Source organism: Plantactinospora sp. KLBMP9567 (genome assembly GCF_033446045.1).
Classification (GTDB): domain Bacteria; phylum Actinomycetota; class Actinomycetes; order Mycobacteriales; family Micromonosporaceae; genus Plantactinospora.
Window position 1 is genome coordinate 39,988 of the sequence record NZ_JAWQRR010000015.1, and the last position, 22,421, is coordinate 62,408.

19 protein-coding genes are annotated in these 22,421 nt (G+C 71.0%); 16 read left to right on the plus strand and 3 right to left on the minus strand.

Translation table 11 applies throughout. The annotated features are described in order from the left end of the window. Positions 1 to 41: 41 nt before the first annotated feature. Complete coding sequence (locus R6Y94_RS11400; protein ID WP_318395794.1) at positions 42 to 1,679, minus strand: sialidase family protein; 1,638 nt, start codon at positions 1,677 to 1,679, stop codon at positions 42 to 44. Then, positions 1,676 to 2,749, minus strand: coding sequence for a LacI family DNA-binding transcriptional regulator (locus R6Y94_RS11405; RefSeq protein WP_318395795.1), 1,074 nt, complete (start codon positions 2,747 to 2,749; stop codon positions 1,676 to 1,678). The genes R6Y94_RS11400 and R6Y94_RS11405 overlap by 4 nt, the downstream gene beginning before the upstream one ends. A 205-nt stretch (positions 2,750 to 2,954) precedes the next feature. On the opposite strand from R6Y94_RS11405, the gene R6Y94_RS11410 reads away from it, so the two are divergent. The 8 genes from R6Y94_RS11410 to R6Y94_RS11445 all read left to right on the plus strand — a co-directional run bounded on the left by R6Y94_RS11410 (position 2,955) and on the right by R6Y94_RS11445 (position 12,352). Next, positions 2,955 to 3,266 carry a hypothetical protein gene (locus R6Y94_RS11410; RefSeq protein ID WP_318395796.1) on the plus strand — a complete coding sequence of 104 codons (312 nt, stop codon included), beginning with the start codon at positions 2,955 to 2,957 and terminating at the stop codon, positions 3,264 to 3,266. A gap of 117 nt (positions 3,267 to 3,383) precedes the next feature. After that, on the plus strand, positions 3,384 to 4,322 hold the full coding sequence (locus tag R6Y94_RS11415; protein WP_318395797.1) for a formylglycine-generating enzyme family protein: 939 nt from the start codon (positions 3,384 to 3,386) through the stop codon (positions 4,320 to 4,322). Between the two features lie 203 nt (positions 4,323 to 4,525). After that, positions 4,526 to 4,846: a hypothetical protein gene (locus R6Y94_RS11420; protein WP_318395798.1), complete on the plus strand. Its 321-nt coding sequence runs from the start codon at positions 4,526 to 4,528 to the stop codon at positions 4,844 to 4,846. 239 nt (positions 4,847 to 5,085) lie between these two features. Then, a complete protein-coding gene (locus R6Y94_RS11425; RefSeq protein WP_318395799.1) occupies positions 5,086 to 5,631 on the plus strand; it encodes a hypothetical protein in 546 nt (181 codons plus the stop codon). Then, positions 5,619 to 6,656 carry a phosphate ABC transporter permease subunit PstC gene (pstC, locus tag R6Y94_RS11430; protein ID WP_318395800.1) on the plus strand — a complete coding sequence of 346 codons (1,038 nt, stop codon included), beginning with the start codon at positions 5,619 to 5,621 and terminating at the stop codon, positions 6,654 to 6,656. Before R6Y94_RS11425 ends, pstC begins: the two co-directional genes overlap by 13 nt. A 44-nt stretch (positions 6,657 to 6,700) precedes the next feature. Then, positions 6,701 to 8,128, plus strand: a complete 1,428-nt coding sequence (pstA, locus tag R6Y94_RS11435; RefSeq protein ID WP_318395801.1) for a phosphate ABC transporter permease PstA — start codon at positions 6,701 to 6,703, stop codon at positions 8,126 to 8,128. Beyond that, positions 8,121 to 9,773, plus strand: a complete 1,653-nt coding sequence (locus R6Y94_RS11440) for a phosphate ABC transporter substrate-binding protein PstS (RefSeq protein ID WP_318395802.1) — start codon at positions 8,121 to 8,123, stop codon at positions 9,771 to 9,773. Before pstA ends, R6Y94_RS11440 begins: the two co-directional genes overlap by 8 nt. Continuing rightward, positions 9,770 to 12,352 (plus strand): hypothetical protein, encoded by a 2,583-nt coding sequence (locus R6Y94_RS11445; RefSeq protein ID WP_318395803.1) that lies wholly within the window; start codon positions 9,770 to 9,772, stop codon positions 12,350 to 12,352. The genes R6Y94_RS11440 and R6Y94_RS11445 overlap by 4 nt, the downstream gene beginning before the upstream one ends. A gap of 181 nt (positions 12,353 to 12,533) precedes the next feature. On the opposite strand, the gene R6Y94_RS11450 is transcribed toward R6Y94_RS11445, so the two are convergent. Then, the gene (locus R6Y94_RS11450; RefSeq protein WP_318395804.1) at positions 12,534 to 12,707 is read right to left on the minus strand and encodes a hypothetical protein; all 174 of its coding nucleotides are present in this window, start codon (positions 12,705 to 12,707) and stop codon (positions 12,534 to 12,536) included. A 698-nt stretch (positions 12,708 to 13,405) separates the two neighbouring features. Here R6Y94_RS11450 and R6Y94_RS11455 point away from each other — a divergent pair. The 8 genes from R6Y94_RS11455 to R6Y94_RS11490 all read left to right on the plus strand — a co-directional run bounded on the left by R6Y94_RS11455 (position 13,406) and on the right by R6Y94_RS11490 (position 22,379). Beyond that, on the plus strand, positions 13,406 to 14,452 hold the full coding sequence (locus R6Y94_RS11455; RefSeq protein WP_318395805.1) for a substrate-binding domain-containing protein: 1,047 nt from the start codon (positions 13,406 to 13,408) through the stop codon (positions 14,450 to 14,452). Between the two features lie 231 nt (positions 14,453 to 14,683). Then, complete coding sequence (locus R6Y94_RS11460) at positions 14,684 to 15,796, plus strand: hypothetical protein (RefSeq protein WP_318395806.1); 1,113 nt, start codon at positions 14,684 to 14,686, stop codon at positions 15,794 to 15,796. Between the two features lie 504 nt (positions 15,797 to 16,300). Further along, positions 16,301 to 17,050 (plus strand): Ig-like domain repeat protein, encoded by a 750-nt coding sequence (locus tag R6Y94_RS11465; protein WP_318395807.1) that lies wholly within the window; start codon positions 16,301 to 16,303, stop codon positions 17,048 to 17,050. A gap of 263 nt (positions 17,051 to 17,313) precedes the next feature. Further along, positions 17,314 to 17,997, plus strand: coding sequence for a hypothetical protein (locus tag R6Y94_RS11470; RefSeq protein ID WP_318395808.1), 684 nt, complete (start codon positions 17,314 to 17,316; stop codon positions 17,995 to 17,997). Positions 17,998 to 18,142: 145 nt separating this feature from the next. Further along, entirely contained in the window at positions 18,143 to 19,000 is an 858-nt protein-coding gene (locus tag R6Y94_RS11475) for a hypothetical protein (protein ID WP_318393617.1), read from the plus strand. Beyond that, positions 18,997 to 20,010 carry a sortase gene (locus tag R6Y94_RS11480; RefSeq protein WP_318393618.1) on the plus strand — a complete coding sequence of 338 codons (1,014 nt, stop codon included), beginning with the start codon at positions 18,997 to 18,999 and terminating at the stop codon, positions 20,008 to 20,010. Before R6Y94_RS11475 ends, R6Y94_RS11480 begins: the two co-directional genes overlap by 4 nt. Positions 20,011 to 20,047: 37 nt before the next feature. Beyond that, entirely contained in the window at positions 20,048 to 20,854 is an 807-nt protein-coding gene (locus R6Y94_RS11485) for a phosphate ABC transporter ATP-binding protein (RefSeq protein ID WP_318393620.1), read from the plus strand. Between the two features lie 301 nt (positions 20,855 to 21,155). Beyond that, positions 21,156 to 22,379 carry an Ig-like domain-containing protein gene (locus tag R6Y94_RS11490; protein ID WP_318393619.1) on the plus strand — a complete coding sequence of 408 codons (1,224 nt, stop codon included), beginning with the start codon at positions 21,156 to 21,158 and terminating at the stop codon, positions 22,377 to 22,379. Positions 22,380 to 22,421: the final 42 nt, after the last annotated feature.

Genomic DNA, 22,421 nt, shown 5'->3' on the forward strand with positions numbered 1-22,421 from the left:
GTGGCGATAGCGAATGTGCCGGATGGGGGTGTGAAGTTCTGCTACGTCCTGCCGGGCGGGTCGAGCCGGATCGAATCGACCTGGAACGTGTACGTGCCGTCGGGACCTGCACCGGCCGCGGCGAACTCGACGCGCACCGGCCGTTTCGCGCGGACGGTGATCAGTCCCAGGTCGGCGTCCAGGAAGGGGTTGCCGGATGAGGTGGTGACGACGCCGCCCCTGCGGCGACCGTCCACCGTGACGGCGACGTCGCCGCCGCCCGCTTCCTGCGGTGTGCGGAAGCGGCATCGCAGACGGCGGGGACCTGTCACGGCCGGCACGATCGTCACGGCGTACCCGTCACCGTGGGCCGCCGCCGGGATGTGGGCCACCGCGGAGCCGGCCGCGGCCGCGTCGAGGACCATCGGCGCCCGCGGGATCGACGTTTCGACGCGCAGTCCCTCCACCTGGTAGAGCCTGTGCGGCTCCGTCGGCCGGTGGTGGGCGCCGTCGCGGTCCTCGGTGAGCCAGGCCAGGTCGAACCGGGCGGCCACGACGTCCTGCGTCTCGACTCCGGTCGGCCCCAGCCTGCTGTAGAGGACGAGGAGTTCGCTGTCGCTCAGCCATACAAGGTCGGAATAGCCGGCCCGCGCACCGTCGACGACCCGGCCCCACGACCACGACTCGGCGCCGTCGTAGCTGATCCGCGCGTACAAGGTCTCCCGTGCGGTGCCGGCCACGGGACTGGTGTAGACGATGCGCTCGACGCCGCGCCGGTCGACCCGGGCGGCGAGGCCGGCCGCGATCCCCGCATGCGGGGCGATGTTCGTCTCGATGACGGCCTCGGTGAAGGTACGACCGCCGTCGCGGCTACGGGCCACGGCACGGCTGGTGTTGCTCACCCCGCCGGCCAGCCGGGAGTGCACCACCACCTCGCCCGTGGCGAGCTGCGCGATCCGCGCCTCGTCCAGGCCGAGCCCCGCAGGGTCCGGCACGACGCCGCCACCGGCCCAGCTCCGGCCGCCGTCGTCGCTGTAGATGACGCTCGCGCCGTAGTCGCGTTCGGCGGCAGGCAGGCTCAGCGTCCGCCGATGCCACACCTCGACCAGCAGCCGACCGCTGGCGAGCTGAATGCCGCGGCCCGGCCCGGGTAGGTGGAACGTCCATCCGCGCCCGTTCGCGGCGAACAGGTCCGTCACCTCGACCGGCTTGCTCCAGGTGCGGGCGTCGTCGGTCGAGGTGCGCCGAAAGACCCTCGAGGACTCGCCCTTTTCGTTGAGCGCGTAGAAGAGCGTGATGCGTCCGGTGCGCCGGTCGACCACGGGTGTGGGATTGGCCCAGGCGCCGCCGTCATGGTGTTCGAGGTACCGCGTCGGACCCCAGGTCCGACCGCCGTCGGTGCTGCGCCGCAGCACCAGGTCCTTCGGACCATCGTCGGCGCTGGAACCGAAGCGCGCCTCGCTGAAGGCCAGCACTGTGCCCTTCGGCGTCACGTCCACGGCGTGCACCCGGAAGTCGACCCATCCGTTCTCGCCACGGGACCACAGCGTCGTCGGATCCAGGATTCCTGCATCGGTGCGCCGGAGGCTCTCGCGGGCCGCCGACGGCGTCGCGGCCAGGACGGCGGTAGCCGCACCCAACCCGGCGGCGATCGCCTGTCGTCTGGTCAACCACGCCGGTGCCGTATCGCGTTCGATCATCTCGTCACTCCCGTCGAGGGCGGTGCCGACACCGAATCGCCCGGGACCTGGATACAGTCCAGGTAGATCTGCCGGTGCTGTCCGAGCTCGGTGTCGAGCAGTTCGAGCAGCAGGCGTACGGCTTCGCGGCCCATCTGTTCCCGAGGGATGCTGAACCGGGTCCAGTCGCGGGCGGTCGCGTGGACCAACGGCGGGTCACCGAGAAGGAAAACCGAGCAGTCCTGCGGAATGCTCGCGCCTGCTTCGGCGGCCGCCCGCTCCACGGCGAGGATTGCGCTGTCCTCTTCGCTGTGCTCTACCAGGACCGCCGTGATGCCCGCGGCAAGCCAATCTTCGAACCGGGCACGGGTGATGTCGGCGGGTTCCTCGTCCGGCGGATGGATCACGACGTCGTCACCCGGGATCCCGGCAGCGGCGAGCCCTGCCCAGAAACCCGCCTCGCGATCCCGCAACCATTCCTTGTCGTCGGTCGCCTTCAGGTACGCGAACCGGCGGTGTCCGAGGCGGACCAGGGACTGCACCGCTGCGCGTGTCGCACCGACGTAGTCGGCCGCCACATAGGACAGCTGTTGGCCGGGCACCTCGCGCCGACCGATGAAGACGAACGGGAAGTCCTCGCGCAGAAGCGCTGTCAGATCGTCGTGGTGGAGACGACGTCCGAGCAGAACGCAGCCGTCGGCCAACTTGAGCCGGTTGACCCCGCCGGCGTAGATGCGGCGATCACCGCCGGCGGTCGCTGAGCTGAACAGCAGGAGGTCGTAGCCGTACTCGGCGGTGGCCCCCTCGACGCCGAGCAGGAACGGGAAGTAGAAGTCCCGTTGGTCTACGGGGAAGACCGGCTCGAAGGTGAACACGCCGAGCAACCGGTTGCGGCCACCCTTGAGGCTTCTTGCCACGGGGTTCACCGCGTAGCCGAGCTCGGCCGCGGCCTCCAGCACGGCCCGCCGGGTCTGCTCGGCGACGTTCGCGCTCGCCGGCCCACCGCTGATCACCAGGGACACCGTCGCCTGGGACACGCCGAGGCGACGGGCGATGTCGACTTGGGTAGCTCGCCGACGTGGCGTCGTCATGTCGAGAACCTCTTTAATACGTATGAAGAAGATCGTCGCCGACGTTACGGAGAGATTTCTGCTCCGTCAAGAGGTCATGTCCGGCGCCGTCCGGTGCCGCTCGTGGGCGCGCTCCGCGACGCCGGGTACGGCACCGGGACGTCGGCAGCTGGCATCCTGAGCAGTACGGTCTGGGGACCCGACCGCGCGAGTACGGCGGGAAGGGGTGCTGCCGCCCGAGCGGCGCAGCATGTTGCCCGCCCTGCGCGGCGAGCGGCTACCGGAGGTGACCCTGTGCTGGGAACACCTCGGCAATGCCGAGGTACGCCGGGGGCGGTGGAGGCTGGTCCGCGAGCACCCCGGACCATGGGGCCTGTACGATGTCGCCGCCGACCGCTCCGAGTCGACCGATCTCGCTCAGCGTCGTCCCGGCCCTGTCGCTGAACTGGCTACCGAGTACCAGCACCGGGCACAGCGGGTCGGTGTCGTACCCCGCGACCAGACCCGCACGGCGGGTAGCGCACCAGCACCCCGCTGAGCAGGGAGCGGGCTTCCACCTGTGGCACGGTGGGAGAAACCACGGCGTGCGGTGGAGAGGGGAGGCGTGACCTTGAGTTCGTGCTGCGGACCGGGCAGAGATCCAGGGCATCCGACGATGGCGACGTTCGACTTCGACATCCCGCAACGGGACTCCGTCCGGGTGGCGAAGAGCATGATAGCGATCCCGGCCGGTTCGTTCTGGATGGGCGGCGACGACCAGGATGCAATTCCTGCGGACGGGGAAGGACCGGTGCGGGAGGTACACGTATCGGCCTTCCGTATCGACTCGAAGGCAGTGAGCAACGCAGCCTTCGCCGCGTTCGTGAAGGCCACCGGGTACGTGACGGAGGCCGAACGATTCGGCTGGTCGTTCGTGTTCCACCAGTTCGTGGGGGAGCGGGCGCGAGGTGCGGTGATGGATGCCCGGGTTCCGGACGCGCCATGGTGGCTGGGCGTGCAGGGGGCGGACTGGCGGCACCCGGAAGGTCCGGGTTCGCACGTGGGCGGACGCAGCAACCACCCGGTGGTGCACGTTTCCTGGGCCGACGCGACCGCGTACGCCGGCTGGGCCGGCAAGCGGCTGCCGACGGAGGCGGAATGGGAGAAGGCCGCCCGTGGTGGCCTGGTCCGCAAGCGGTTCCCCTGGGGGGACGAGTTCACCCCGCGCGGGCAGCACCGGTGCAACACGTGGCAGGGTCGATTCCCGACCAGGAACACCGGCGAGGACGGATACCTCGGGACGGCGCCGGTGGATGCCTACCGGCCGAACGGGTTCGGCCTCTACAACATGTCGGGCAACGTCTGGGAGTGGTGTGCGGACCGGTTCGACGCCGACTGGCACGTGGAGCCCTCGGACGCCACGCGGATCGATCCTCGGGGACCGTCCACGGGAAACAGCCGGGTGATGCGGGGCGGCTCCTACCTGTGCCACGTCTCCTACTGCAACCGGTACCGGGTTGCCGCGCGTACCCACAACACGCCGGACAGCGCAAGCGGTCATCTCGGCTTCCGCTGTGCCGTGGACGAGCCGGAGACGCGGCCCGCCGCGGCCTGAGTACCGGGATCGGCGGCGGCCGGTGAACCGTAGTTGGCGCCGCCCGGCTGCCTGTTCTTAACCCGCCCCATGTCCGGCGTGCGTGTCGGCGTGCGCCGGTCGCCACTGGGTATGCCTAACGTTCACACCCTGTGACAATCGATATTGGCGAGTACGACCGGGCCGGGCGAGGGCACCGGATGCCGCGGCGACGCCGTTGGCGGGTGGGACTGATCGTACTGCTGGGTGCGGCCGTGATCGGCCTGCCGGGGTACGCGACCGCGGCACCGAGCCCCGGCCCGGGCGGTGCGGGACTGGACGTCAGGGTCGAGGTCGTGCCCTCCGGCAGTCCGAGCCCCACGGTCGCTCCGAGCCCCACGGCGAGCCCCGGCCCGACGGGAACTCGCACCCCGCCCGGCGGATCCGGCGGAAACCTCCCGCGTACCGGTTGGTCGCTGGTGTCGTTGTTCGCGGGCGGCGCGTTCCTGTCGGCGCTCGGGATCGGGTTACGGTTCCTGGCCCGCCGCCGGGCGGTGGTCCCGTGAGCCGGAATTCCTCGGCCGGTCAAAGCAGCGGAATGAGCGGCAAGTCGGCTACTGGCGTTATCGAGCCAATGCAGAATACGTCCTATTTCGCGACTTCGAGTGAACTGATGTTTACCCTGTGCACGTCTGGCGTGAGCATTCGGCTCCGCAGTGCGTCATGGGTCATGCACAACATGATCGCGGTGGTTGCCCGATCGGGACCATTCAAATGGGCGTGTCAAGCCCCACGGGAGGATCCGGTGCACCAGCCGAGCTTCGTTTTCCTGGCCATGTCCGCAGGGTCGGGTACCCGGGTGGACGAGGCTGCCGAGGAGGTCATCTGGATGCTCGTCTCGCCCAACAACCGAAAGCTCGGTCGGGGCGAGGTGGGCTACCGGACGTACGTGGAATGTTGGGCGGCCGTCAAGCGGTTGCGCGAGCAGCATCATCGGGCCAGTGCGCTGGCCCTGACCGACGAGTTCACCGGCCAGTGGGCCTGGCGGCTGGACCTGGACGGCGAGACGGTCGCCATTTCCAGCCGGTCCTACCTGCGGGCCAGGGAATGCAACTACAACCTGGAACGATTTCTCGCCGCGATCCCGCTGGCCGAAATCGTGGAGGGCACCCGTCTGGTGCGCAAGGGGCGTCGCGTGGCGCCCCAGGGTGGCCAGCCGGCCGGACCCGCTGCGCCGCGCGCCGTCCCGCCCCGGGTGGACGACGGCCGGGGCGACCCGCGGCGGTCACCGGCGACCGATGTCGGCCGGCGGACCGGCACCGGGACGAGGGCCCAGCGATGGCCACGGTAGAGGTCCCCCGGACCACGATCCCGGGCTCTCCGGAGGGGGCTCCGGACCTGCCCCGCCGGGTGCGGGAGCGGCGCGGCGGCGGCGACCTGCTGTTCCGTGGTCTGGCTCGCGGTGGCGGCGTCGTCGTGCTCTGCGTCATGCTGCTCGTCGGCGGCTTCCTGCTGTATCGGGCGCAGGACGCGCTCGGGGTCGCCGGCTGGTCGTTCCTGACCACCCAGGAGTGGGACCCCGACGCGGGCGCCGGGCGTTTCGGGATCGCCGCCGTGCTGACGGGTACCGTGTTGATCGCCCTGGTGGCGATCGTGGTCGCGGTGCCGCTGGCCACAGGTGCGGCGCTCTATATCTCCGAGTACGCGCCGAGGCGGATCAGGCAGACCCTGATCAGCCTGGTCGACCTGATGGCAGCCGTACCGAGTGTCGTGTACGGGCTCTGGGGATTCTTCCTGCTCCAGGACAACGTGCTCGGATTGAGCAACTGGATCGCCACCTATTTCGGCTGGATCCCGATCTTCGACGTCAAGGACTCCGACCCGCGCGATCCACTCTCGACGATGACGGTCTACACCTCGTCGACATTTGTCGCCGGGCTGGTGGTGGGCATGATGATCACGCCTATCGTCTGCTCGATCATGCGGGAGGTCTTCGCCCAGGCGCCGGCCGGGGAACGGGAGGGCGCGTACGCGCTCGGTGCGACGAAGTGGGGAATGATCCGGGCCGTCGTACTCCCGTTCGGGCGCGGCGGCATGATCGGCGGCACCATGCTCGGGCTGGGCCGCGCGCTCGGCGAGACGATCGCCATCGTCATGATTATTTCTCCGGTCTTCCAGATCCAGCCACGCATCCTGGAGAACGGGGCCAGCTCGGTCGCGGCGTTGATCGCTCTTCGCTACGGCGACTCCACCGAGGCCGGCATCTCGGCTCTCTTCGCGGCCGGGCTGGCCCTGTTCGTGATGACCCTGATCGTGAACTTCCTCGCCTCGATGATCATCGCTCGCAGCCGGTCCGGCGCGGCGAGCGAGGTCTGAGGGGTGCCGACGATGAGCACCACGACGAGCAAGGTGCGCCGACGATGAGCCCGAAGCACGCGATCGACGAGCAGACGGATGCCCCGGCCGCAGCCGGCCCGGCGGTGCCGGACGAGACCGGGCCGGCGGCCGGGCACGAACCGCCGCGTCCGGCCGATCCGGCGGTACCGGCCGCGCGGGTGCGGTCGGAGCGGGGACGGACCACCACCCTTCCGGTACGCCCCGAGCAGCCGGACGCGGTCGAGGTGCGGCGGATCACCGCCACGATGCGGCGTACCGACGTTTTCGCGGCGGTCGGCGCGGCGGTCGCCGCGCTGAGCGTGACCACGCTGCTCTACACCCAACTCGCCCCGTTCGACGGCGTACTCGGCTTCGTCGTGATCGCCTACCTCGCCTTCCTCGGCTTCTACGGGCTGCTGGTGTCGCTGGACGAGGACGGTCCCGCCGTACGGGACCGGCTGGTCGGCGCCGTGGTGCACAGCCTCGGTTTCCTGGTCCTCGCCGTACTGGCGCTGGTGGTCCTCTACACCTTCGCCGAGGGCTGGCCGCCGCTGACGCACCTCAACTTCTTCACCGAGGACATGTCGATCACCGGCCCCCTCGAACCGCTCAGCCAGGGCGGCGCGCTGCACGCGATCGTCGGCACGCTGCAGCAGATCGCCCTGGCCCTGCTGTTCACCGTGCCGCTCGCGGTGATCTGCGCCGTCTTCCTCAGCGAGATCCCGGGACGGCTGAGCCGGCTGGTCCGGACGATCGCCGAGGCGATGACCGCACTGCCGTCCATCGTGGCCGGTCTGTTCGTCTACGCGACCCTGATCCTCGCACTCGGTTACCGCCACTCCAGCTTCGCCACGTCGCTGGCGATCAGCGTGATGATGCTGCCGATCATCATCCGCGCCGCCGACGTCGTGATCCGGCTGGTACCGGGAAACCTGCGGGAGGCCGCGCTGGCGCTGGGCGCCTCACAGTGGCGGACGGTCTGGCACGTGGTGCTCCCGACCGCCCGTTCCGGGCTGACCACGGCGGTGATCCTCGGTACCGCGCGGGGGATCGGCGAGACGTCTCCGGTGCTGCTGACCGCCGGCGGCGCCACCAGCGTCAACCTGAACCCGTTCGACGGCTGGAACAACTCGTTGCCGCTGGTCACCTACTCGCTCACCCGTTCGCCGGAGGAGAGCTTCATCGTCCGGGGCTTCGGCACCGCCGCGACCCTGATGATGCTGGTGCTGCTGCTCTTCGTCCTGGCCCGGCTGGTCGGCGGGCGCGGCCCGGGACAGCTGAGTCGGGGTCAACTGCGACGCCGGGCCCGGGAGTCGGCCCGGGACGCGACGCGGTACGCCCGCCGCGCCGGTTACCCGGTGGCACCCGCTCCGGCGCCGCGCCCTGCGACGGCCCCTCCTGCGCCGACCGGTGCCGACCAGCACGGTGTGCACGCTGTTTCCCCACCCGAGAAGGAGAACCGCGATGGCTGAGACCGCTACCCGGACGCGCCGGGGGGTGGCCCGGCTGCTCACGCTCGCCCTGGTCGCGGCATCGGTGCTGCTGGGCGTGCCGGCCGCCGCCGCCCCTCGGCTCGTCTCGATCACCGGCTCCGGCTCGACCTGGAGCCAGAACGCGCTCGACCAGTGGCGGGCCGATGTCCGGCAGAACAACATCACCGTGCACTACAGCGGCGTCGGCTCGACGGCCGGCCGCAACGCCTTCGCCCAGGGCACGGTCGACTTCGCGGTCTCCGAGATCGAGTTCGGCGCGGAGGCGAACGAGGCCGTTCCGCGCCGGAAGTTCGCGTACATGCCGATCGTGGCCGGGGGAACCTCCTTCATGTACAACCTGAAGATCGGTGGCCGGCGGGTGACGAACCTGCGGCTCTCCGGCGACGTGATCGCCAAGATCTTCACCGGGTCGATCGATATGTGGAACGACGCCGCGATCCGGGCGGACAATCCCGGGCTCAACATGCCGGCCCGGCGGATCGTCCCGGTGGTCCGCTCCGACGGCTCCGGCACCACCGCCCAGTTCGTCAAGTGGATGAACAACCAGTACCCGTCGATCTGGCGCCCCTGGTGCCGGGACAAGGGCCGGACCGAGGCGCAGTGCAACGTGCTGTCGTTCTACCCGCCCGGGTTCACCGCACAGGCCGGGTCGAGCCAGATCGCCGGATACGTCGCGGGCAGCAACGCCGAGGGCGCCATCACCTACGTCGAGTACTCGTACGCCAAGGAGAACGGTTTTCCGGTGGTCAAGGTGCTCAACAAGGCCGGCTACTACGTTGAGCCGACGGCCAACAGCGTCGCGGTGGCGCTGACCAAGGCGCAGATCGAGACGGGCAACCCGAACGCTCAGAACTACCTCACGCAGAAACTGGAGGGCGTCTACAACGACCGGGACCGGCGTACGTATCCGCTCTCCTCGTACTCGTACATGGTCATCCCGCTCGCGCACGAGAACGGGGTCACCGAGGACAAGGCGTACACGCTCGGGCGGTTCGCCTACTACTTCCTCTGCCAGGGCCAGCAGAAGGTCGACCTGCTCGGCTACTCCCCGCTGCCGATCAACCTGGTGGAGGCGGGCTTCAACCAGGTGAAGCGGATCCCCGGAGTGGTGCAGGAGGCCCGGCCGATCCGTAGCTGCAACAACCCGACGTTCTCCACCGACGGCACCAACACCCTCGCCCGGACCGCCCAGAACCCGCCGGAGTGCGACAGGAAGGGCAACGGTCAGCAGTGCACCGCCGGTACCGGTGGTGCCGCCGGCACCCCCACCGGGAACAGCAACCCCAGCGGTGGCGGTAACCCGACCACCGGCAACCCCGGCGGCCCGGGCAACCCCGGTGGCGCCGGACCGAATGCCACGGCCGGCCCGACGGCCAGCCAGTCGGCCGGACCGGGACTGGTCGACCCGGCCACGGGTGAGGTGATCGGCACCGGCGACGGTGGCGGGGGTCAGCAGTTCGTCGCGGGGGTACCGGTCTCGCTGGACGGCGAGGGCGGATGGCGACTGCGGCACACCATGATGGTGCTCGCCGGGGTCGTACTGCTCGCCCTGGTGATCGGGCCACCGTTGATCTTCCGGCGGACCGGGGCCACCGGTGCCGGCGCCGTGGGGCGGGACCGGTGAGGCGCCGGCCCGGTCGCCCGTCGCTGCGGCGGCGCTGGGCGGCGGCGGTGGCGGCGGCACTGATCGCGCCGACGGCGCTGCTCGCCGTCGGCGGGCTGGACACCCGGGAGGCGGCGTTGGCCGCCGTACCCGAAGACCGGCTCACCGAGTCGGCCGTGACCCAGAGCGGCCGACGCGGCCAGCACGAGGACTTCTCCGACCTGCGGGTCACCGTCTCACAGACCCGGAACCTCGTCACCCAGGGCATCGAGATCACCTGGACCGGCGGCAGGGCGACCGCACCGGAGAGCGCCTACGGCACCAGCTACCTACAGATCATGCAGTGCTGGGGGCCCGATCCCGACGCCGCCGACTTCCGCGAGACCTGCCAGTTCGGCGGCCTGACGGCCAAGGGGGAGGTCAGCGAGGAACTCGAACTCCAGGTGGGCGTCTCCGCCTCCAGCCGATCCGTCGACTTCAACCTGGACGCCAGCGGAAACCCGGCCGGTCGGGACCCGGCCGAACGCCTGCCGGCCGACGCGCAGGTCATCCCGTTCCGTTCCTCCGACGGCCAACGTACCCGCATGAAGGACTTCCCGCCGGAAGGCGCACCGGACGACGGCGTCCCCGACATCGAGGACTTCTTCCGACGTGACGAGACCAACGAGGTGGTGGCCGCCCGGACCAGCTCGGACGGTACCGGCCGGGTCATCTTCGAGGTCCAGCGCGGGTCCGACGCCAAGGGACTCAACTGCGGCGAGGTCGTCGCCGGGGCTCCCACCGGCCGGCGCTGCTGGCTCGTGGTCGTACCTCGCGGCGAGCGGGATTTCCACGGCAACGTCTACCAGAGCACGAGGCGGGCGAGCGGCTCGCCGCTGCTGCCCAGCTATTTCGCCAACCGGATCGTGTTCCCGCTGGACTTCGAGCCGGTCCGCCCACCGTGCCCGCTCGGCGGCCAGGTCTTCGACACCGTCGGCTCCGAGCTGGTGGCGCCGGCCACGGTGAGCTGGCAGGCCAGTCTCTGTACGGGCGGCCGGGCGGCGTTCTCGCACACGGTCACCACGGAGACGACCGCGGACGCGGCCGTCCTCTCCCCGGGCCCCGAGGGCCGAGGGGTCGCCTACGTCGACAGGCCGGTGGTCCGCGAGGAGACCGATCCGATGGTCGTGCACGCCCCGATCACCGTGAACGCGGCGGTGGTCGCCTTCCAGATCGAGGCCCGGACGTCGAAGTCGGAGGTCCCGGGCTCGAAACCGGAGGCGCAGCGGATCAACGGCCAGCCGCTGCCGGAACTGAAACTCACCCCGCGGCTGTTGGCCAAGCTGCTGACCCAGTCGTACCTGCAGGACGTACCCAATCCGAGCGAGACTCCGGACCTCGCCGGGAATCCGCGGTCCATCCGGGTCGACCAGGAGTTCGTCAGGCTGAATCCGGTGTTCGACAGCTTCTTCCCGACGTCGCGCCACTATCCGATCCAGTTGCCCGACGGTGAGTCGGTGCTGGCCCACCGGGTGTGGCAGTGGATCCTGGCGGACGAGGCGGCCCGCAGGTGGCTCTCCAGGGTCCCCGACGAGAACGGAATGCGGGTCAACCCGGCCTACGCACCGCTGGTGTTCGGTGACGGGCAGGGCCTGCCGCGCTTTCCGAAGGAAGACCCGAGCTGCCGCACCGGGGAGCCCACGAACGGCGTACCGAAGTTCCCGTACTGCATGCCGGGCTTCGCCCCCTGGGCGGAGAGCCTGGAGGTCGCCGCGCGGCAGACGCTGCGCAGCGACGCCCGGCAGCGGATCGTCTGGGACGAGACCGCCGGCGGCGTCGACCCGGCGAATCCCCAGGCGCGGTTGGGCGACTACAAGGCGGCACCGCCGCCGCTACCGGGCCGGAAGTTCGGGCTCGGGATCACCGATGCGGCGTCGGCGGCCCGGTACGGGCTGGCCACCGCGAGCCTGTGCGACGCCGAGGGCGCCAACTGCGTCAAGGCGGACACCGCCGGCCTGCTGGCCGGGGTCGGCGCGATGGAACCCGGCCCGGTCGACGGGGTGTTGCAGCCCGACCCGAGCCGGTCCGCGCCCGGCGCGTACCCGCTGACCATGCTGACCTACGCCGCGGCCAACCTCGACCGGGCGGAGCCGGCCCGTCGCGAGTACGCCCGGCTGCTGCGCTACATCGCCACGGACGGGCAGACGGTCGGGTCCAAGCCCGGACAGCTCCCGCCCGGCTACGCGCCCCTGCCGCAGCCGCTGCGGGACCAGACCCTCGCGGTGGCCACCGAACTGGCCCGGACCACGTCTCCCTCGCCCACGCCGACCGTCCCCGCCCCGGCGTCCGGGCCGGATCCGGCACCCCCGCCCCCGGCCCCGTCCACGCCGGCGGGCGGGGTGACACCGAGCCTCGGTGCGACCCCGACGGCCACCCGGACATCTCCGGTCGTCGCCGCACCGGTCGCCGCGACGACGCCGACTCCCGGCGAGCCGGTCGGATGGATGCGGTTCCTGTTGCTCGGTGTCCTCGGGGTCGGGATGGCGAGCGGCATCTCCGGTCCGATCATGTTGATGCTCGGCTATCGCCGTCCGGCCGCGACCGGCACCGGGACGGGATGAATTCCGCGCGCACCGGTCGCCGCCTCGAACCATTCTCAACCTGAACCGCACGGCCTGCGCGACCCGACATCCACCTGCGGCCACGACGGACCGCAAGGGGAGGGGTGAAAGTGTTCCAATATATATGGCGGGCGATTCATTCGGCCTACATGTTGGCGAAATACAGCGCACTGAAGTGAACTCAGCGAGCTTCGGGTAGGTATTTGTATTCGAAGTGGGTCAGGTGCAGGGCTGCGGCGACGATGTCGCCGATGCGGCGTGGACTCGCGGTGGTGTGCCGCAGGGTCTTCCAACGGCCGATCAGGAGCCCGGGCATCGCGTCGGAGGTCCATACCGGCAGCCCGTCCGGACGCATGACCGCTTGGACGTTCGCGCCGAAGTCGCGGTGCCTTTCCGGAGTACCAGGCGTCGATCGTTTCCCGCTTCACGCTCAACGTGGTCCCGGCGAGCCGGTCGCAGTCGAGCAGCTTGCCGTCCAGGATCACGTGGGACCAGCCGTCGTCGGCGACCCGGCGCAGCGCCTCGTGCAGGTCACCCGCCCTCGAGGCGAGGACGGTGACGCCCTCGGCCAGGTACCGGTAGGCGGTCGCCCGGGAGGCGCCGGACCCCGCGCCGAGCAGTGTCACGTCCTCGCCCCTGCGGAACCACACCAACACCAGTAGCGCCTGGTGGAAGCAGGTCAGCGCGCGGGTTCCGGGTCGGGTCCCGCGAACACGGCGTTCGGCCGCGAGGAGGCGGCCGAGGTGCTGCACGAGTTCCCTTGGGACATCGATGGTGGCACGATAAGCAATCACGTGGAGCCCTCTCGAAGACCGATTCCGTCGCAAGAACCTGTCTATCGATGGCTCCACGCCTATATCCAGCGCAGACCGACTTGACCTGTTATGCCCGTGTCGGACAGATCCCACCCACACCGCTCGCTGAGATCACTTCACTGAACGTTCCCCCGACGCCGGTATCGCGGCCCCGCTCCGGGGACTGATGCTCCATTCGGCTCACTCGGAAAGAGCAATGAGTCGGACCTCTTTTTTGAGGAAAGGGAGAACAATGCAGGTGAGGATAATCGCTGCGGCGGTGGGCGCGGCCCTCGTCGCCGCTGTCGCTGTCGCGGCGGGGGGCGGCCCGGCCGGAGCCGACCCCGACCCCGTGACCGACTACCGGACGCTGGCCGGGGTCGGTTCGGACACCACCCAGGACGTGCTCAACGGGCTCGGCGAGGCGATCACCGTTGGCGGCCAGAAGGTGATCGCCTCCTGGGACGCGCGTGGCACCGCGACCGTCCAGACCAAGGCGACGGCCTGCGAGCTGGCCCGGCCGAACGGCTCGTCCGCGGGCCGGACCGCGCTGCGGGACTCCAAGCTGCCCGGTAGCCCCACCGCCGGCTGCGTCGACTTCGCCCGGTCGTCCAGCGGTACCACCAACGTCCCGTCCGGTACCGGGACCTGGGTCCCGTTCGGAGTGGACGCGGTCACCTTCGCGATCAACCGGAACAGCGATCTGCCGATCAACATGTCGGTGGCGCTGCTGCAGAACATCTACAAGTGCGTGATCAACCACATCGGTGGCATCCCGATCCAGCCGCTGCTGCTCCAGGCCGGCTCCGGCACCCGGCAGTTCTGGAACGGGCAGATGTCCATCACCGACCAGGAGATCGCCCTCGGCGACTACCCGTGCCTGGTGCCGGCGTCGCCGACGGTTCCGGACGGGACCGGCCTGCCGGAGGTGCAGGAGCACGACGCCCGGGTGCTGGAGGGGCACACCGACTACCTCATGCCGTACTCGATCGCCCAGCACATCGCCCAGGGCAACAGCCTGGCGGGGGTCGAGGACCGGCGGGGCCCGTCGGAACTCGGCCGGGTCAACACCGTGTCGCCGTACGCGGCCGGGACGAGCCCGCCGAACGAGGTACTGAACGTCGGCTTCCCGCTGCGGCGTACGGTGTACAACATCGTCCCGACCGCCGACCTGAGCAACGGCGTGATCGACCAGGTCTTCACTGGTTCGGACTCGCTGATCTGCCAGCAGGGCGCCCTCATCCAGCGGTACGGCTTCGGGGTCGCCGCCGACTGCGGTTCCGTCGTGCTGCGCGGCAACCTCTGACCGTCCTCCGCTGAACTCTTTTCGCTCGATCTGTTCGTGCTCGCGGCCGACTCTCGTCGGTCGCGGGCACGACCAACCGCTTCATCTGGCCTTCATGTGGGCGAAGGATTGGGCACAGAACGTTTTCTAAATACCGGTGTCGGGCGTACGCGAATCAGGGGAATGCTGATTGCGGCCCATTCATATAGGGGAATGGGTCGACCTCCGGTCTCTCTGGCGAAAGGGAGAACAATGCAGGTTAAGTCCCTAGGAAAGGCGGTGGGGGCGGTGCTCGCGGCCGCGCTCGCCGTCACGGCGGTGGCCAGCCCGGCCTCCGCCGACCCGTTCACCGGGTTCCCCCCGTTCCCGACCGACGCCGCCTCCTACCGGACCCTGGCGGGCACCGGGTCGGACACCACCCAGGACGTGCTGAACGGCCTGGGTGCGGCGATCGGCGGCGGCACCGTACTCGCGTCGTGGGACGCGCGCGGCACCTCACCGATCAAGACCAAGGTCGACAACTGCGTGTTCCAGCGGCCGAACGGCTCGACGGAGGGCAACCGCTCGCTCTGGGCCTCGAAGGTGCAGGCCCCGGCGGCGAGCACGATCGAGGACTGCGTCGACTTCGCCCGTTCCTCCAGCGGTACGACCCTGGTCGCGGGTGGCAACGGGACCTGGATCCCGTTCGCTCTGGACGCGGTGACGTACGCGATCAACGAGAACAGTGACCTGCCGACCAACATGTCCCTGTCGCTGCTCCAGAACATCTACAAGTGCGTCACCGAGACGGTCGGCTCGTTCCCGGTCCAGCCGCTGCTGATCCAGCCCGGATCCGGCACCCGGCAGTTCTGGAACCAGCAGATGGGCATCACCGACGCCGAGATCAGCGCCGGTGACTACCCCTGCCTGGTACCGCCGTCGGCGACGGTGCCGGACGGCACCGGGGTCCCGCCGGTGCAGGAGCACGACGGCCGGGAACTCGTCGGTCACAACGACTACGTCATGCCGTTCTCGATCGCCCAGCACATTGCCCAGGGCAACGCCCTGCCGGGCGTCGAGGACCGGCGGGGCCCGTCGCTGCTCGGCAGCATCAACACGGTGTCGCCGTACGCGGCCGGCAGCAACCCGCCGAACGAGGTGCTGAACCCCACCTTCCCGCTCAACCGGCGGGTGTACAACATCGTCGCCTCCAGCGAACTGACCGAGGAGTGGATCGATCGGGTCTTCACCGCCGGCGGGTCGTTCGGCTCGCTGCTCTGCGACCAGAGCGGAGTCATCACCACCTACGGCTTCGCGACCATCGGCGACTGCGGGTCCACCACGCTGACCGGCAACCTGAACACCGCCGGCTGGCCGCCGGCCTGACACCCGGGACGTAACTCCCGGGAGCGCCTCACGGACCGCACTCGTGGCCGGCGTTCCGCGCCGGTCGCGAGTGCGGCGTCGAACGGATGGACGACGACATCCATCCGACAGCGTCCGCCGGCCGACTGGCGGTTCGCGTGTTCCGCCGGGCGTGGGTCCTGCTTCGGTTCATCTGGCCTTCATGATGGCGAAGCATTGCGCACGAAACGTTCGCGAGGCGCGGGTGTCGACGTACCCGGCGGGCAGGGAATGCTGATCGCGGTCCGTTCCGCACATGCCGGGCGGGCCGAAACGGCAGTTTGCTCCAGCCGTCTCCACATGATGCGAACCACAGGTCAGGGCAGCACACCTCGACGGAGTTCGGTCGGACCACCGGACCGGACTCGGCGTTCTTCCCACGTTGCGTACCACCACCACGGCGGCCTTCCCGCCGTCGACCCGAAGCCCCGGGGCGCGATTCCCGGGAACGGTAAACCGCGAAACCGCACCGAGAGGAAGTGCTTCGTGAGCAAGGCCAAGTCTCTGTTCGTCCGGACGGCGGTAGCGCTGTCGACCGCCGCGATCGCGACGCTGGCGCTGGTCGGCCCGGCCGGCCCCGCGCAGGCGGAAAGCCCGGTTCTCGGCACCGTCGCGCTGACGCCCACCGGCGGCGGCGTGCACGACAACCCGTTCGTGACGGCGGCCACCACCTCGGCGGCCTGCCCGACCGGCTTCGGCGAGAACGCCGCGCTGAAGGTCGGTCCGCTCGGTGGCCCGTACAGCCCGCTCGCCCGCATCGGCGGACTCGCCAACTACGACCAGGCGCCGTTCACCCTCGCGGCGAACCGTTCCCTCGCCACCGCCCTCGGCGCAGCTCCGGCGGACGGCACCTACGAGGTGGCCGTCTCCTGTTCCGGTACGACCGGGTCCGCCCCGAAGGACTTCTCGACCCTGATCACGGTCACCGGGGACACCTGGGCAGTGAAGGACGCGGTGGTCACCACCACCAGGCTGACCGCCAAGCCTGGCCTGTTCGCCTTCGAGGGCCAGCGGGTGACGTTGACCGCCACGGTGCGGCGCAACGTCGCCGGCAGCGTCGAGTTCTTCGCCGGCTCCACCAGCGTCGGCACGGCGCCGCTCACCGACGGCAAAGCGGTCCTCGCCACCACCACCCTGCCGACCGGCCTGCTCCAGCTCAGGGCCACCTTCACCCCGGAGGACCCGCGGCTGTTCGGGGCCTCGACGTCGCAGATCTGCTACCTGGTGATCGGTTGATCCCACACGCCCGAGGCGCACCCGGGTGGCCGGCCCGCCCGGTTGGGCGGGCCGCCCCCCCCCCCCCCCGCCGGGTACACCAAAACGGACCGACGGGTGTCACCCCCCCACCCCGCGGGCGGGGCCGCCCCGGCTCGACGGTCGTCGCGGTCGCGCTGCTCTCCTGCGCCGGCACGATCGCCGCGGCACTGGTCGGGCTCACCTCACCCGTCCAGGCGGCACCCTCGCTCGGCACCCTCGCCATCGACCCGACCAGCGGCAACGTGACCGACGGCTCGGCCCAGGCACCCGCGTTCACCGCGCGTACCTCGGCGGGCTGCCCGGCCGGCTGGGGGGCCCAGGCGCAGATAAGGATCGGCCCGGCCGGTCAGCCGGGACGACCGGTGGGCGGCACCCTCGACCGGATCGCCAGCGCCACCGGCTACGACGCCGGCCCCTTCACCCTCGGCACCAACCGGTCGATCAGCAGAGCGCTGGACCCGACTCCCGATGACGGAGTCCACCCGGCGCCGGCGGACGGCGACTACCGGATCACCATCGAGTGCCTGACCGATCTGGCCGAAGCGCACGAACACTGGTTCCAGACCGTGGTCACGATCAGCGGCTCGACCTGGCAGGTCAAACAGACGCCGAGCGGTTCAGCTACCCCGACCGGTTCCGCCACACCGACCCCGACGGTGACCCCGACGGCGAGCCAGAGCCCGACCGGCAGCCCCACGCCCACCTCGACCGAGACGGCAAGCCCGACGCCGACCGAGACGGGCAGCCCGAGCCCCACCCCGACCGAGACGGGCAGCCCGAGCCCGGCTCCGACCCAGGGAGGGGGCGGCGGCAACCTGGCGCTGACCGGCGCTTCGCTGCCGACCCTGCTCACCGGTGGATTCGTCCTCGTCCTCACCGGCGTGGCCGCGATGCTGCTCGGCCGACGCCGCGACACCCAGGCATAGCCGGATCCTCCGGGCGGGCCGCCGGACCGACCCGCGCCGGTGCGGGAAACCCGGCCCGATCCCGGACAGGCGGACGTGACAACACCGGTCGCCCGCCGCCGCAAGGGCGGCCGGCCCGTCCGCCCAGGGCAGGAGAGAGGAAGACATGCCCGTACTCGGATCACCGAACCCCTTGCAACCCCCGCCGCGCGGCGGGTACGCCTCCACTCCCGCCAGCGGCCAGGACGGACCGCACGGGGAGGTCGACAAGGATTCACTGAGGTGGCGAGGAGCGGCGCTGCTGCTCCCGGCAGTTATGGCGGCCGCGGCCGGGTTGTCGGCACAGTCGCCGGGCGCGGCGGCCGTGCCGGCCCGGCGCGCGGCTCTCGGCACGCTCACCATCACGCCCACCAGTGGAACCGTCGGCGGCAACCCGATGCTCGTCTCGGCGATCACCTCGGCACCCTGCCCGGCCCGGTACGGCTCCGCGGCGCTGCTGCGGGTCGGCCCGGTCGGCGGCCCGTACAGCAACATCGCCCGGCCGGGCGGGGCGGGCAGCTACGACACGGCACCGGTCAGCATGCACCCGAACCGGTCCATGGCCACGTCACAGGGGAGACCACCCGGCGACGGCGAGTACGTGATCGTCGTCGAGTGCGTCAGCGACACCCTGGGTACCCACCCCGACCGGTTCGAGGCGCGGATCGTGGTCAGCGGCGATACCTGGCGGGTCAGGAGCGGCACCGGCGGCCGGGCCACACCGACGGCCAGCGCGGCACCGGAGACCACCACCGGTCCGCCGTCCGGCCCCAGCCCTGGCGCGACCCCGACGGCCCCCTCCGCGCCGACCGGTGCCGCCGGGAAACCGACCATCACGGCCACCCCGGACGGCACCTCAGCCGACCTGGCCTCCCGGCCGGACGAGGGCGGCTCACCACTGCCCTGGGCTCTCGGTGGGGTCGCCCTGCTGGCCTGTGCGGCCGCGGTACCGCTGATCCGCCGGCGAGGGAGCAGGCAGCCGTGACCGCGACCGTCGACCCGCCGACCGTGCCACCGGTCGGCCGCCATCAGGGACCACCGGCCGCGCCACCCCGGCCGGCACCCGCCCCCGCTGCCGGCGGCGCACCGGCCAGCCCCGTGGGTCCACCGACCCGGGCCACCCCGACCCGGGCGTCCCGGTCCGTCGAGATCCCGGCGGTACGCGTCACCGGCACCGTACTGACGCTGCTCGGCGTGCTGCTGCTGGCCTTCGTCGTACACCTGACGCTGATCTCCCAGCTCCGGTACGAGCGGGCCCAGCAGACGGCGTACGCCGACTTCCGCAAGGATCTGGCCGAGGGAGTCGCGCCGGTCGGCCAGACCGATCTCGACGGCGAACTGCTCCGCCCCGGTACGTCGGTCGCGGTGCTCCGGATTCCCGTGCTCGGCACCCGGCAGGTGGTCTTCGAGGGAACCACCGGAGCCGTGCTGCAGAACGGTCCCGGGCACCGCCGCGACACGGTGCTGCCCGGCCAGCCCGGGACCAGCGTCGTGCTGGGCCGGCACGCCGGGTACGGCGGCCCGTTCGCCGGGCTGTCGCTGCTGACCCCCGGCGACGAGATCGTCGTGGTGACCGGGCAGGGCGAGCACCGGTACCAGGTCACCGGTCTGCGCCGGCCGGGCGACCCGCTGCCGCCCCGGCTGGCCGACGGGGCGGGCCGGCTCACCCTGGCCACCGCGGACGGCCGGCCGTACCTGCCGGACAACGTCCTGTACGCCGACGCCGACCTGGTCTCGCCGGCCCAACCGTCCCCACAGCGGCGCTTCGGAGCGCAGTCCCTGACGGCGGCCGAGCAGGCGATGGCCGGGGATCCCGCCGCCTGGGTGCCGCTGGTGTTGTGGGGCCAGGCACTGCTGATCGCCGCCTACGCGGTGAGCTGGGCCTGGGCCCGCTGGGGCGGCTGGCAGGCGTGGGTGTCGGGGATGCCGCCGCTCGCCGTCCTGGGCCTCACCGTGGCGGATCAGGCCGTCCGACTCCTGCCCAACCTCTACTGACGACGGAGCCGAGATGAGCCTCGACAGTACGTCCCTGATGCCCCCCGCGCCGGCCGGACCGCACAACGGTCTGGCGGCCCTGGAAGCCCGGTCGATTTCCGCGTGGTTCGGCCAGCACAAGGTGCTCGACCGGGTGTCGCTCCGCATGGCCGCCGGTGAGGTGACCGCCCTGATCGGTCCGTCGGGCTGTGGCAAGTCCACGTTCCTGCGGATCCTCAACCGGATGCACGAGCTGATCCCCGGTGCCTCGCTGGCCGGCGAGGTGTTGCTCGACGGCCAGGACCTGTACGCACCGGTCCGCCGGATCACCGACGCCCGCCGGCAGGTCGGAATGGTCTTCCAGAAGCCCAACCCGTTCCCGACGATGTCGATCTACGACAACGTCGTCGCGGGCCTGAAGCTCACCGGTACCCGGATGGGCCACAACGACCGGGACGTCCTGGTCGAGGAGTGCCTGGCCAAGGCCGGGCTCTGGAAGGAGGTACGGGACCGGCTCCGCTCCCCGGGCGGCGCTCTCTCCGGCGGGCAGCAGCAACGGCTCTGCATCGCGCGCTCGCTGGCGGTCCGGCCGCGGGTGCTGCTGATGGACGAACCCTGCTCGGCGCTCGACCCGACCTCGACCCGGCGCATCGAGGAGACCATCGCCGAACTGGTGGCCGAGGTGACGATCGTCATCGTCACACACAACATGCAGCAGGCGGCACGGGTCTCCAACCAGTGCGCGTTCTTCCTCGCCGAGCACGGTACGCCCGGCGCCATCGTCGAACACGGTCCGACCGAGGTGATGTTCGACAGTCCACAGGACTCTCGTACCTACGACTACGTGCACGGACGGTTCGGATAGGCCGTCGCGCCGACCGGTCGGTCGCGTCCACCGGGTCGGCGATGGCTACGAAAAGGTGAACCCCCTGCTGGTGCCGCCTTTGACATCTGCCATTCACGCGGTGGATCAACCCGATTCCTCGCGCTGTCGGTCCCGCGTCAGTTCGGCCGTAACCCGCAATTCGCCTGCTCCATGTCCGGCCTTGGCGTTGGCCTGCACGACGGGTCACGGCCCGTGTGCAGCCTGATCGAGGTCGCGGCAGGTGACCGCTCCCGACGTGGGAGAGCCGCCGTACCGCACTCCTGGCAAAAGGACGTGATTCATGAAGGCAACAAAGGCCCTGCTCGGCCGGGCGGCCGCCCTGGCCGGCGCGGTCGCGCTGACCGCGGTCGGCCTGGTCGGCGTCGCGGCGCCGGCCCAGGCCGCCGCGGCGGGCACCCTCACCCTCAACCCGACCAGTGGCACCGTCACTGACAACCCGATGTTGACCCAGGCCACCACCTCGGCGGCCTGCCCCACCGGATTCGGCGACCAGGCCGCGCTACGGGTCGGCCCCGTCGGCGGTCAGGTGGCCAACCTCAACCGGATCGCCAGCGACACCGGCTACGACACGGCTCCGTTCACCCTCGGCGCGAACCGGTCGATGGCCACCGCGTTGGCCGGCACGCCGACGAACGGCGACTACGTCGTCGTCGTCGAGTGCCTCAGCGAACTCAACGGTGTACACCCGGACCGATTCGAGACCGTCATCACGGTCAACGGCGGCAACTGGCGGGTCAAGGGCGCCGTCGACCCGGCCGTGCCGACCACCACCGCGCTGGGCGCCAGCCCGGCCGGCCCGGTCGAGGCCGGCACCGCCGTGACCCTCACCGCCACCGTGGACCCGGCCGCCGCGGCCGGTACGGTCGCCTTCCGCAACGGCAGCACCTCGCTGGGCACCGCGCCGGTGTCGGGGGGTACCGCCCGGATCACCACCTCCGCCCTGCCGGTGGGGAACAACGCGTTGACCGCCCAGTTCACCCCGGCGGACCCGGCGGCGTACCAGCCGTCGACCTCCGGCGAGCTGAAGGTCCAGGTGACCGCCCCGGGCGCGGTCGACAAGGAGCAGCGGATCACGGCCGAGATCGTCGGCGGTGGGCTCTCGCTGGAGGTGGCGGGCAGCGACGTCGCCCTCTCCGGTGGCGTCGTGGGCGGTACGGCCAGCGGCACGCTGAACACGGCGACGGTGTCCGACCTGCGTGGCACCGGCGCCGGCTGGAACCTGACCGGCCAGGTGGACGACTTCGTCGGCCCGGCCGCCGCCACGATCGACGGCAACCAGCTCGGCTGGACGCCGGAGGCCAGCAAGCTCAGCGGTAGCGGCACCGCGACCGCAGGCGCCGCCGCGACGCCGGGCTCCGGCCTCGGGGAGGCCAAGACGCTGTGCCGGGCCAACGAGGGCAGCAGCGCCGGCACCTTCGAGTGCGGCGCCGGTCTGAGCCTCGGCATCCCGGACACCACCACGCCGGGCAGCTACGCCGGCACCCTCACCCTGACGCTGGTCTGACCCGCCGGAGTCCGACCGGCCAGACGCCCCACGCGGCGGGGG